This is a genomic window from Cohnella soli (genome assembly GCF_042655525.1).
GTDB classification, from domain to species: domain Bacteria; phylum Bacillota; class Bacilli; order Paenibacillales; family Paenibacillaceae; genus Cohnella; species Cohnella soli.
Window position 1 is genome coordinate 141,557 of sequence record NZ_JBHSMI010000009.1, and the last position, 11,899, is coordinate 153,455.

Below are 11,899 nucleotides of genomic sequence, written 5' to 3' on the forward strand. Positions count from 1 at the left end.
TCCTCGTCAAGCCCGCCAAGCCGATTGATCGTGCGGCACCGTAACGGTTACTGAACTAACCGCGCTGTTGCCTGCTTTGTCGGCAGCTTGATAGGTGATCGTATAGATTCGTCCGGTGCCTGCACCGGATCTTTCGGCACGCAAATTAAACGAATCGGCTGCCGTGCCAAGCTCGGCTTGAATGTCCCCTAGGCCGCTGTCCGGTTCATTGCTCGTAATGGAGATTAGCTTTACGGATGCGACGCCTGAACCGGCGTCGCTCGCATTGAGCGACGCATGGACGCGTACCATTTTATGATTCGCCGGCCATATGGACGTATTATCCAATTGAACGGAAAGTGATGGCGGCGTTTTGTCGATCTTGACGGTTACCGTATGTTTGGACTCCGTGTTGCCCGCCCGGTCTACGCTCCAATAGGTAAGCGTATGCACGCCGTCTGTTGTCAGCTTAACGGAAGTCCCCGTTTGTCGAGCGCCGCCGTCTACCGAATAGTAGGTTGCGGCGACTCCGGAGCCGCTGTCGCTTGCGCTCAAGTTTACCGTGCAGTCATGATTAATCCATCCGGACGGAGCGTTATCGGTTGTGACGGGCGCCATGTTGTCCGGTGTCTCGGAAGCGATGATAAGGCGATAAATGCTCGGTCCGTTCCCGTCCTGCGGAGTTCCGTCCGTAAATCGGACGAAAACCGTTTTCGACGGATTATTGACGAGCCATCCGCTCAAGTCGCTGCTGTCGATCCTCCTGCTCAGACCGCCATTGGCGCTGGCCGCAGGACTCCAACTTACGCCGTCATTGGAAATATCCACGACGTAGTTCCCGCCGATGTCCATCGTAAGCGTTGCATGATCGATATCGTCTTTCAGATCGAATTTGTATACGATCGACCGGAATTCGTCCGCATAGCGATGATCATTGTCGATCGAGCCCGAATTTTGGATAATAAACTGATTTTCCAAGTAGCTCGGCGCAAGCAAATCCAACTGCGATATTTCCGTCGATATCGTTAGATGGTATAAGCTCGGCCCGTTTCCGTCCTGCGGACTGCCGTCCGAAAATCGGACGTAAATCGTTTTCGACGGATTGTCGGTTAACCAACCGCTGAGGTCGCTGCCGTCTATCGTCCTGTTTAAACTGCCGTTGGCACGAGCCGCGGGGCTCCAATTGACGCCGTCTTTGGAAATATCCACGACATAGTCTCCGCCGATATCCATCGTAAGCGTTGCTTTGTTCACGTCTTCCGCCAGATCGAACTTATAAATCCAACTGCTCGTGCCGTCCGCGAATCTGTGGCCGTTGTCCATCGCCGAAAAATGATCCTCGTACAGGTGAATCGTTTCTTTATCGGAGTTGTCGGCATCGAAGCTGACGCCTCTCAGGTTCGTATTCAATTTGTTGATCGTGGCCACTTCGTCTTGCGGCTTGAGGAAGACGAACTTGCCGGGAAAGTCCCGGTTCAGCCGGTCCACTTCTTCTTTCAAACGATCGAAAAATAACGCTTTGCCGTCGGCATCGACGCCATAGTAGGCCAAAACCGGATAAATATTATGGAACACCGGTTGCGTCGCATCGATGGACACGTTGCTCAAAATCCGATAAATATCTCCGTATTGAAAGATCATATCGCCTTGAGGAACCGTATACATGCCATGGTACGCATTGATGCGCGATGCGTCGTCTCCCCTTAAAAGCCCCGTAACCCCCGAACCGACAAGGCTGTCCGCCATTTTGTTATGGCTTTCGCTGTTCGCCGGTATATGCCATATATTGGAGGTATGCACCCCCGCATCCGTTAACCATTGCTTATTGCGGGCTAACCAAGCGTCGTATCCGGAGCTTGAGTAATTTTCGGGATAGATGAATTGGTAACCGGAAGGTCCGGCAACGAGCTCGATGTTGCTCCCGGCTTTGGAATAAAGGTAGTCCAGCAGCGGCGATCCGACTTCCTGCAATACCGGAGCGATCGAAATGCCTACGGGAACTTGTCCGGCAGTCGGATTCTGAAAGTGGCTAATCAATTGTTGATCATATTGCAGGTTGTCCCCGTCGCTCGTCGTAATCGCTACGTACACTTTGCCGGGCTGCGCATCGACGGCTTGACCCGGCGGCTGCGAATAGGTCTTATTCCCGAAACTGGACCACACGCTGCCGTTGGAAAAGTAATCGGAAACGACGTACCCGACCCCATAAGGGTTTGTCGTCGCATTCAAATCGTCGCCGTCCGGGGAATAACCCATAACGGGAGTTCCCGGCGAATACCCTCCCGTTTGAATGATTTTAACGATCTCGTCTTTTTCGGCGGGAATGCGAGGATCCAGATAGAAAGCAAAAGATTTGCTCGCTACCGCATAATCGAATATCGTCCACGGATGCCCCGTCCAATTACTCTCGGGATTAGGCTCCGTCGTCCTCAAGCCGGCGGAAAAAAGGATTTGCTTATTGAGAGAAGGCATGAGATTGTCCAATGCCCAGTCGTACGCCTCCACTCTCCCGCTCCAGTTATTGCGGAGGTCCTCGACCGTCTTGCTTCCGAATTCGGATAGAATCGCATTCTTTAGACTATTCGTAACGGGCAGCCCGCCCTCAAGAGACCCTTTCATCAATGCGATGTTGAAAGTCCACTCTTGGCTGCCGTCCCATACGATCAGATTGTTTACCGAGTCTTGATAATCCCGGTACATCGTTCTAAATCCAGGATTGCTTCCCGTTACGAGAGGGACGGTCGCATAACTTTTGCCGCTTTCATTCAGCCAAAGTTGATCAAGATCGGCATCTCTAGTCAAAACGTAGATTCGAGCGGAGCTTTGGTTAATGAGTCCTTGCAAAGCCAGCGCGGCAAGTTTCGCCTCCGCCGAATCATTTCTGACGTCATAGACATATACCGTGTCGGCAGATGCCATCTTGGGGAACTCGCCGCTGGCTGCGCTTACGTTTCCAACCTGCAACGTCGTTGAAAGAACGGCCAGAATAAACGTAAAGATCAAGCCCAAATGTATGCCTTTGCTTCCCGTTTTTATCGTCATCATCCTTCTCCTCTCAAAAAGTCGATATGAATGGCGTTTCAGGTTTGATCACCACTTTGACCGTCTCGCCTTTATCTTCTTTGCACAAAGCCATCGCTTTCTCGATGTCGCCAAGAGGTAAGCGATGAGAAATAATGATATCGGCGGGAATCGTGCCGTTTTTCAGCATTTTCAGCACGATCGGGTAATAAAGAGCGGGACTGGCGAAACTCGCCCGAAGCTGAAGTTTTCTGAAATGAAAATCGTTGGCGTCGAATTGAATCGTTCCGGAGCCGTTCCCTATCCCGATATAAGATATGATTCCGCCGTAGGCTAGCAATGAAATCGCTTCCGGAATGATGTGAACCGGGGCGGTGACGAGCACCCGATCGAATTGATGGCGAAGCTCCGTATGCTCCAGAACGGAACGATCGCTGGCCAGCACTTCAGCACCCAGTTTGGAGGCGGCTTCCAGTCTTGCGCGGTTTCTTGTTCTGCCGATGCACACGACTTTGTCCGCGCCGCTCCTAAGCGCGATCGGTATGGCCATCAATCCAATCGGGCCCGGACCGATGACGCAAACCCGATCCCCGTGCTGAATATCCGCTGTTTTAACCATGTCGTACGCGACTCCCGCCGGTTCCGCCAGACTGGCCGCGTCCGGCGTCAAGCCTTCGTAGCGGACGACGCCGCAAGCGGGCGCAAACATATAGTCGCTGAATCCCAAGGAAGGGCCGGCATTCCAAAAATGCGGGGCTTTATTGCACAAATCCACTCTTCCGCTCCGGCACAAATCGCATCTTCCGCAAAATCCGGCCGACTCCAGCACGACCGTATCCCCGACGCTTAACCCCTCGCAGTCTGTGCCCAGCTTTTCGATCACGCCGGCGATTTCGTGCCCGAACGGCTGCCACTCCGCCAATTTGTCTTCCGCGTTGCTCAAATCCGTACCGCAAATGCCGCACGCTTCAACCCGGATCAGCACGTGTTTGTCGGGAACCTGATCCGGCAGGTCAATCTCGCGAAGCGTACATTGCCACGGCGATTTCAAATATGCGCTTCTTATTCGCATGGCTTCTATCTCCTATCCGTAAGGTGACTAGCTCCGGATGCTTGCCGCGGCAAAAATATCGTCGATGAGCCGATCCACGGCTAACGCCTCATCCGCTGTCGCCAAAGGCACTTTCTCGCCGGACAGCGCCATCTTGATCAAGCGATATTCCTCTTCGAAGTTGTCCACCATTCCCGCATTGTACGACTCTTTCGTCTTGAGCGATTCGTCCCACAGCTCCGCGACCGGAGATTCATATTGCGGCCGCTCCCAGAATGTCGTATGCAGCGTACCCAACCCGGAATCGCCGCGAAGCTCGAGCAGTTCGTCCCATCCGTTTTCCCGTTTCCCGACGCCGAATAATGGAAGCCATCCGCATTCCACCGTAACGGTCGCGCCGTTTTCCATTTCAAGAAGCGCGTGCGTCATTTGATCGACTTTCGGGCAGCAGCCTTCCTGGTACTGCATGCGGGCCGCCAACACCTTCTTTACCGGTCCCGCGAATCGAAGCAGCAAATCCAGCATATGGCTACCCGCGTTGACGAACACGCCGTCCATCGGAGCGTCCGGGAATTGCGCAAGCCGATCCCGAACGAACGTCCAACTGTCTTGAGGCGTCGGATGGTATACCCGTACCAAGCCGCTTCTCATATTACCGATACGCGCCGCATATTCTTCGAACTTCCGAACCGTTGGATGCACTCGTTTCATATACCCGACGAAAAACGGCTTTTCGGTTTGCCGGACGAGTTCCGCCAATTGTTTGGAATGCTCTGCCGAACGGGTCATCGGTTTTTCGCACAGGACGGCGTGTCCCGCCTTAACGGCCGCTGTCGCGACATCGAAGTGATAAGCGTTCGGGACCGCTACGGTCACCAGATCGGACTTCTCCGATAACAATAGCGCCGCATCCGTCGTCCAACGACAGCCGTACTTTTCGGCAAAACGCTTCGCCGAATTTTCGTTTTCGTCCGCAACGATTCCCAATTGATATCCCAATGCCTTGATCGACCGCGCATGATAATCCGCGATGTTGCCTGCGCCTATGATGTTTACCTTCATCATCAAACTCCTTTTTGAATGAATAAGAGACAGAGCAGGCAGCGGACATTTCTGTCCGCGTGCCGCCCGGCTTATAAACAACGAGTGATTATTTCAATAGTTCCTCTGCCGTCTTCTGGGCTTCGGCAAGCGACGCTTCGACCGGCTTATCGCCTACGAGCACGGACTCTTGCGCTTTGTACCAAGCCTCCCATACCTTAGGACCGTTTTTCGGATATACCGGAAGCGGACCGGCTTCCTCATTTCCCACGATCTCTTCGTATACCGCCAATTGCGGAATGGCTTTAATCAATTCGGCATTCTCGCCGGCCATTTTGTTAGACGGCATTCTGCTGGACGCAAGCGCGAATTTTTCTTGGTATTCTTGACTTGCGATAATCCTCAAAAATTCCATTCCCGCTTCTTGATGCTTCGATTGCTTCAGCACGAACCATAATGTATTTCCGACGATCACGTTAGCTCGCTTCCCGCCTTCCGGCACAGGTAACGGCGCAAAACCGCAATCGCATTTCTCGGTCGCTGACCAAGCGATATGCCAAGGTCCAGCCACGCCGAATGCCGCTTTCCCGTGATGCACCATGTTATATAAAGCGCCTTCGTCATTTAAGGCGGTGGAGCCGGTAGGCGCCGTTTTGGATAACTCCTTCAGGAAAGTCAACGCTTTCACGTTTGCCGGCGAATCGAACGTAATCTTCTGCCAGTCCGGCGTCGTCAAGTCGCCGCCGAGTTGTCTCATAAACGGCGCAATGCGGAACGTACCACCGAGACCCGTCGTTTGAACGACGGAGCCGAAATATTCGCCTTTGCCCGCCGCCGTAATTTTCTTGGACATATCCAACCATTCGTCCCACGTTTTCGGCGGCTGATTCGGATCTAATCCCGCCTTTTTCATGACGTCTTTGTTATACATCAAAGCAAAAATCCCCGTCATGCCGGATACCGCATAGTTTTTGCCTTCGTACTCAGCTGCCGCCATCGGCCCTTTTACTAAATCTGTTGTATAATCGGCAGGCACTTCGGAAAGAGCGTTCATCTTGGCGAATTCGGGTACGAAATCCTCGCCGAACGATACGTCAGGCGGATTTCCGGCCATCACGGATACCATCAGATTTTGCCGAAGATCATCCGCCCAGCCTTTATTGACGTAATCGATTGTAATTCCGGGAAACTTCTTCTCCATTTCGCCCTGAATGTATGTAAAAATGCTCTGGTTTTTGGCGATGTCATCCTCGCTGGTCAAGTTATCGTTCGTCGGCAACGATAGGCTCGGCGTCCCCCATACAGTTAACGTAATCGGTTCTTTACTGGCCGGGCTTGAATCTGTTGACGAGCCTTTTGATTCATTCGCAGACGAACAGGCTGCCAATAATAAGGTCATAACCACGGTAACCGTAAGCAAGATAAACGATGGTTTTCTGCTGCTCTTCATGTTTTTCTTCTCCCCTTTTGCGTACTGGTGTAGATGACTTTCTTCAAACGTTCTTCCAATCACGTAAGCACCCGAACCGCCTATTCACCGTTTTGAACGTCTGGTTGCGTCCCCCCTGCCTAAAAAGATGGGCAATTCATTCGACTCAACGATTACTGCTGGCAATCAGATTTTTAGCACAATAGAACAATTTAGTCGATTATTATAATACATTTAATATTGTAATGCGTCAATATACCATTTGTGACCCCATCGATCTATATACCAACGTATTCTCTAGTACCTTCTCATAATCAAGCTTAAATGTCATGGATTATTTTGGAACTTCATTGAACGCCATCCACCTTTATGCTATTATCTTATAATAATATACCATTTGGTGTTTATCCATATTTCAGTGGAGGGTTTTATGAGCGATAAAGAAAAAAGCATACCGCTTTATATTAAAATCAGAGAATACATTAAAAGCCAAATCGAGATGGGCATCCTTAAACCGGGAGACCAAATTCCGACCGAGACGGATCTGACGAATAAATTTCAAGTTAGCAGAATCACGATTAAAACGGCCTTAAGGCATTTGGTAGACGAGGGCTTGATTTTTCGCGTGGCAGGCAAAGGCTCGTTCGTCTCGTCGAGCGAGCTGCAAAGTTCCGTCCAAGAAGAATTGTCGGATTATCCGGCCAAGAAAAAAATCGGCTTTTTGATGCCGCAGCTTGGAGATTTCTTAAGCATTCAACTGCTTCGGGGAATCGAGGAAGTATGCCGCGAAGAAGGACTCCTCTTGATGGTTACCTCCGTATTGACTCAATCGGAGGAGCGTACCGCCATTCGCGAGATGATTGCAGCGGGGGCCGAGGGGTTAATTATTTTTCCGGTCGATGGCGAGGCCTATAGCGAAGAAATTCTGAAGCTTAAATCGGACCGTTTTCCATTCGTGTTGGTCGATCGTTATTTGCCCGGAATTAAAACCAACGCCGTCTTCTCGGATAATCAGCAAGGAGGAAATATCGGAACGGATTATTTGGCCAGCCTGGGACATAAAAATATCGGCATCGTATCCTTTACCAAATCCAAAACGTCAAGTTCCGAAGACCGATTCCGCGGTTATCTCGATGCCGCCAAAAAAAATCAGCTTCAGCTTCAGCACAATTATTGGTTGACCCAATTCGACGATGTCTCATATCAGGACGAGCAGAGCATGATTGAAACGATATTCGATTGGCTTCAACAAGAACAAGATATTACCGCCGTATTCGCGTTTTCTCCGCAAATCGCTATTTACATCGTTAAGGCAGCGAAAAGGCTTGGGAAAAAAATTCCCGAGGATCTTGCGATAATCTGCTTCGATAATCCGCAAATAAGGGATGTGGAGAACGATTACTTTACTTGGATCGAACAAAATTTCGAACTTATGGGGACCGAAGCCGTTCAGTTATTATTGAATGTCATTCGCGACCCTTCAACGTTAGAACAAATCGTGATCCCCGTATCTCTTCATGAAGAGCAAAGCTCCATCATCCGAGCGAGCTTGGACATCTGAAGGATGGTAGAGTTCCCAATGAGGTAAAGGCATACAAAAAGGCGCCGATTCGTTAAGAATCGCGCGCCTTTTTGTTGCTCAATACACCTTCTTCTGCTCCCGGTCCGCCTTCAAAATCTCGACCGCTTCCTTAAAGCGCAAGCTATGCACGATTTCCCGCTCGCGCAAAAATTTCAACGCATCTTGGATATCGACGTCGTCCGTATAGTCGATCAGCCACTGGTACGTCGCTCTTGCTTTCTCTTCGGCGGCGATATCCTCGTACAGATCGGCGATTGGATCCCCCTTAGCAGCAATATAGGCCGCCGTCCAAGGTATGCCCGCAGCGTTGTTATAGAACATCGCACCGTCGTGATTGACGAAATTCGCCCCCAGTCCCGCTGCTTCGAGCTGCTCCGGCGTCGCGTCTTTCGTCAGTTTGTAGATCATGGTGGCGATCATCTCGAGGTGGGCGAATTCTTCGGTCCCGATGTCCGTCAACAATCCGATGACTTTGTCTGGAATCGTGTAGCGCTGATTCAAATAACGAAGCGCAGCGGATAGCTCCCCGTCGGCGCCGCCATACTGCTCGACCAAATATCTCGCCATCCGCGGATCGCACTTGCTGACGCGAACCGGATACTGCAGCTTTTTTTCGTATATCCACATAGAACCGCCCCCTCCCTATACCTGCCAAGGCCAAGGGCTCTCTGCCCACCGCCACGGATATCTTGTAAAACTGTGACCAAATTGCATTAGCGGGCCATACTTCATCTCGAATTCCGCGGCAAGTTGCTGCCTTCGTTGCGCGAGCTGGTTAAATTGCTGCACCGCCTGCATATCGGTTGGGTGGGTATCCAAATAAAGCGTCAACTCGACGAGAGCAAAATCAACCCTTTGCAATTCCAGCAAATCCAGGTCATACGCCGCATTGTCCCGTTCAAGCTGCTCAGGCGTTTTCTTTTTGTCCGTGCGCTCCGGACGATCGGCGCGTTCGTTACGCTCCGCCATACGTCTTGCCTCCTCCCCTGGCCCCGCGTCTACTCGGATAAGGGCTATAAAGCGCCGGCCACAACGTCCCTCTCATTAGCGCTTCCTCCAACGGAAATTGAGGCAAATTGGGCGGCTGAAAAACGATAAACTGGTTCGGCGGCACGACATACCATTTGACGCGAATCGGCGGACACGGATCATGGGGGCTGACGTAAGGAAACCAGTCCCGCCACTGGGCATCGTACATAGGCATTAACCTCCTCGTGCTCATGCTGACGTTTATTCCGCGACAAGCAGCGGCGTTCTGCCAGGCGCATACTTTTTTATCCTATGGAGGCGTATGGCAAAAAAGACCGCCGGCAGAAATGCCATGCGGCCCGAGAAATCGACCTTATTGAAATTTAATTTTGAAATCGAATAATCCAGCCTTGCGCATCGCGGTGAAGACAATCACGACGATCGGGCCGAGGAACACGCCGACGACGCCGACAAGCTCGTACCCGACGTAAAGACTGATCAAGGCGGACAACGCGCCAATGCCGACTGCATCTCCGAGTATTTTCGGTTCGACGATTCTGCGCACGACAGTGATGACGAGGAACAGAATAATAAGGCCGATTCCCGTGTACGTGTCACCGATCGCGATCCGGTACGCCGCCCAAGGAATAAGGGCCGAACCGACGCCGAGAATCGGCAGAATGTCGACGACAACGATCAGAAGAGCTATCGCTAGCGGGTACCCCGTTCCAATCAGCAGCAACCCTACGAACGACATCGAATAAGTGATCACGCTAATGAATAATTGCGCCCGCAGGAAACCGAACACGGATTGTCTCAAACTGACAAGCACTTCCTCCACTTGCTGCTTCGATTTATCTTCGAACATGGAGAGGAACGAGCTTCTCATTATAGGCAAGCTGACCGTAAACAAATAGACTGCGACCAGAAACACGATAAAGAAAATAAAGAAATCTGGGATGCCGGACGCAAACCCGAACAAAACACTGGACAGCTTCGTCGATAGTTGGCCAAGCGCCCCTGTAATATTGGATAGCCATTGCTCCAGTTGATGCGGGACCGGATCCTCGCCTTGATTGGAATATCGCTGGGCCCGATCGATCAAATCGGTCATATAAGCGTTCGCGTTGTTCAGCGTATCCGGCAATCTGTCAAGGAACGTTCTCAGTTCGATTATCAGCTTCGTGCCGATCAACCCAAGCAGACCAAGCAGCAGGGCGGTGAACAGCGTGCTGGATATCGTCGATGCCGCCAGCCGATTCATTCCGGTTCGCCTGATGATCTGTTGCGTGAGAGGTTCCAGGAATATCGCGGTTACAAGCGCAAGCAGGAAAGGCGCGCCGACGGTGAAGAGCAAATACAAGAATAGAAGCGAAACGACGATGAACAGCAAGGTGCGAATCGGCATTGCCCATCCTCCCACTTGTTCGCGGTTCTTCTATGTGGCGGAATCCTCCTGCTGCTTATCCGTATCGACGCTTTTGGGCGCCGGTGTGACAACGCTTTTGTAAATATGCACCCTTTGCACTCTTAGACGCTCCGTCTGAGCGATCTCGAACACGTATCCGTCGTGGATGACTTTCTGTCCTTTGGAAATGTTGCCTTCAAGATGGTTGAACAACCATCCTCCGATCGAGTCGACTTCCTCTTCTCGAATATCAAGTCCAAGCAGATCGTTGACGTCTTCAATAAGAATACGCCCGTCCACCGAAGTTAATTCCCCTTTTACGACGACTGTAGGAAGTTCGTCGTCAAATTCGTCGTGAAGCTCTCCGACGAGTTCCTCCAAGATTGTCTCCGCGGTCAGCATCCCCGCCGTCCCGCCGTATTCATCTACGACGATAGCTACTTGCGATTTCTTGCGTTGCATGAGCTTCAACACTTTGCTGATTTCCATGGACTCCGGTACGCTAAGAATCGGCCGTAAAAATTGTTTAAGATTATGTTCTTCGTCCGGGTCGGATGTCAGCAAGTCGGTAATGTGAACAAAACCGAGAATTTGGTCTTTGTCTTCGAGCGCGACCGGATAACGCGTATGTTTGGTGGCATATACGGTTTTCATATTCTCTGCGAACGAATCATTCGCGAACAAGCAGTCCATGTCGGTCCGAGGGAGCATCACTTCGCGTGCGACGCGGTCGGCGAACTCGAACACGTTATCAAACAACGTCATTTCATCCTTGTCGATAATGCCGCTTTTTGCGCTTTCGTCCATCAGAATGCGGATTTCTTCTTCTGTGTGCGCCGCATCGTGCTCGCTCGCGGGCTCGACGCCGAACAGACGGAGCAGCTTGTTCGCCGAACCGTTAAGAAACCAAATAACCGGCAGGAACAGCCGGTAGAACAGAAGCAGAGGCCAACTTAGCCACAAGGAAACGCCAACGGAACGCTGAATGGCGAGCGATTTCGGCGCAAGCTCACCAAGTACGATATGCAGGAAAGTGATAATGCAGAAAGCAACCGCAAACGAGATCGTGTGGATGACGGTCTCGTCGGTGACGCCGAAGTCGTGCAGCAGCGGCGAGATGATCAGATCCGCGATCGCGGGTTCCCCTACCCAACCGAGACCAAGCGAGGCAAGTGTAATACCGAGTTGGGTTGCGGACAAGTATGCGTCAAGTCTCTTGTTGACTTTAAGCGCGTATTTCGCCCGCACATTGCCTTCATTGCTGAGTTGCTGCAGCCGCGACTGGCGTACTTTCACAAGCGCGAACTCCGATGCGACGAAAAAGCCGTTGAGAAAAACGAGAAACAGGACCAGAACCACGTTCCAGAAAATCATACCCCATTGAAATTCCAATTGTCTCGCGTTCCTCCTTATGTAGGA

General features: G+C 51.4%; 10 protein-coding genes. 1 reads left to right on the plus strand and 9 read right to left on the minus strand.

From position 1 onward, the window contains the following. Positions 1 to 6: 6 nt before the first annotated feature. The 4 genes from ACFPOF_RS05290 to ACFPOF_RS05305 all read right to left on the minus strand — a co-directional run bounded on the left by ACFPOF_RS05290 (position 7) and on the right by ACFPOF_RS05305 (position 6,542). Positions 7 to 3,024, minus strand: a complete 3,018-nt coding sequence (locus ACFPOF_RS05290) for an OmpL47-type beta-barrel domain-containing protein (RefSeq protein WP_378130307.1) — start codon at positions 3,022 to 3,024, stop codon at positions 7 to 9. Positions 3,025 to 3,034: 10 nt separating this feature from the next. Further along, on the minus strand, positions 3,035 to 4,072 hold the full coding sequence (locus tag ACFPOF_RS05295) for a zinc-dependent alcohol dehydrogenase (protein ID WP_378130309.1): 1,038 nt from the start codon (positions 4,070 to 4,072) through the stop codon (positions 3,035 to 3,037). A 27-nt stretch (positions 4,073 to 4,099) separates the two neighbouring features. Further along, complete coding sequence (locus ACFPOF_RS05300) at positions 4,100 to 5,113, minus strand: Gfo/Idh/MocA family protein (RefSeq protein ID WP_378130310.1); 1,014 nt, start codon at positions 5,111 to 5,113, stop codon at positions 4,100 to 4,102. Between the two features lie 88 nt (positions 5,114 to 5,201). Then, positions 5,202 to 6,542, minus strand: coding sequence for a sugar ABC transporter substrate-binding protein (locus ACFPOF_RS05305; RefSeq protein ID WP_378130312.1), 1,341 nt, complete (start codon positions 6,540 to 6,542; stop codon positions 5,202 to 5,204). Positions 6,543 to 6,951: 409 nt separating this feature from the next. On the opposite strand from ACFPOF_RS05305, the gene ACFPOF_RS05310 reads away from it, so the two are divergent. After that, on the plus strand, positions 6,952 to 8,082 hold the full coding sequence (locus ACFPOF_RS05310; RefSeq protein WP_378130314.1) for a GntR family transcriptional regulator: 1,131 nt from the start codon (positions 6,952 to 6,954) through the stop codon (positions 8,080 to 8,082). Between the two features lie 78 nt (positions 8,083 to 8,160). Here the strand turns inward: ACFPOF_RS05310 and ACFPOF_RS05315 are convergent, their stop codons facing one another. The 5 genes from ACFPOF_RS05315 to ACFPOF_RS05335 form a co-directional block, all read right to left on the minus strand. Beyond that, entirely contained in the window at positions 8,161 to 8,730 is a 570-nt protein-coding gene (locus ACFPOF_RS05315; protein WP_378130316.1) for a manganese catalase family protein, read from the minus strand. Positions 8,731 to 8,745: 15 nt separating this feature from the next. Continuing rightward, positions 8,746 to 9,072, minus strand: coding sequence for a spore coat protein CotJB (locus tag ACFPOF_RS05320; protein WP_378130318.1), 327 nt, complete (start codon positions 9,070 to 9,072; stop codon positions 8,746 to 8,748). Next, complete coding sequence (locus tag ACFPOF_RS05325) at positions 9,059 to 9,301, minus strand: spore coat associated protein CotJA (RefSeq protein ID WP_378130320.1); 243 nt, start codon at positions 9,299 to 9,301, stop codon at positions 9,059 to 9,061. Before ACFPOF_RS05325 ends, ACFPOF_RS05320 begins: the two co-directional genes overlap by 14 nt. Before the next feature lie 144 nt (positions 9,302 to 9,445). Beyond that, entirely contained in the window at positions 9,446 to 10,480 is a 1,035-nt protein-coding gene (ytvI, locus tag ACFPOF_RS05330) for a sporulation integral membrane protein YtvI (protein WP_378130322.1), read from the minus strand. Positions 10,481 to 10,510: 30 nt separating this feature from the next. Further along, the gene (locus tag ACFPOF_RS05335) at positions 10,511 to 11,854 is read right to left on the minus strand and encodes a hemolysin family protein (protein ID WP_378130456.1); all 1,344 of its coding nucleotides are present in this window, start codon (positions 11,852 to 11,854) and stop codon (positions 10,511 to 10,513) included. Positions 11,855 to 11,899 lie beyond the last annotated feature (45 nt).

What these genes read in the sequence shown, in the direction of transcription:
- ACFPOF_RS05315 (WP_378130316.1), bottom strand. Translation starts at nt 8,730, where the DNA reads ATGTGGATATACGAAAAAAAGCTGCAGTATCCGGTTCGCGTCAGCAAG.
- ACFPOF_RS05335 (WP_378130456.1), bottom strand. Translation starts at nt 11,854, where the DNA reads ATGATTTTCTGGAACGTGGTTCTGGTCCTGTTTCTCGTTTTTCTCAAC.
- ACFPOF_RS05310 (WP_378130314.1), top strand. Translation starts at nt 6,952, where the DNA reads ATGAGCGATAAAGAAAAAAGCATACCGCTTTATATTAAAATCAGAGAA.
- ACFPOF_RS05320 (WP_378130318.1), bottom strand. Translation starts at nt 9,072, where the DNA reads ATGGCGGAGCGTAACGAACGCGCCGATCGTCCGGAGCGCACGGACAAA.
- ACFPOF_RS05305 (WP_378130312.1), bottom strand. Translation starts at nt 6,542, where the DNA reads ATGAAGAGCAGCAGAAAACCATCGTTTATCTTGCTTACGGTTACCGTG.
- ACFPOF_RS05300 (WP_378130310.1), bottom strand. Translation starts at nt 5,113, where the DNA reads ATGAAGGTAAACATCATAGGCGCAGGCAACATCGCGGATTATCATGCG.
- ytvI (WP_378130322.1), bottom strand. Translation starts at nt 10,480, where the DNA reads ATGCCGATTCGCACCTTGCTGTTCATCGTCGTTTCGCTTCTATTCTTG.
- ACFPOF_RS05290 (WP_378130307.1), bottom strand. Translation starts at nt 3,024, where the DNA reads ATGATGACGATAAAAACGGGAAGCAAAGGCATACATTTGGGCTTGATC.
- ACFPOF_RS05325 (WP_378130320.1), bottom strand. Translation starts at nt 9,301, where the DNA reads ATGTACGATGCCCAGTGGCGGGACTGGTTTCCTTACGTCAGCCCCCAT.
- ACFPOF_RS05295 (WP_378130309.1), bottom strand. Translation starts at nt 4,072, where the DNA reads ATGCGAATAAGAAGCGCATATTTGAAATCGCCGTGGCAATGTACGCTT.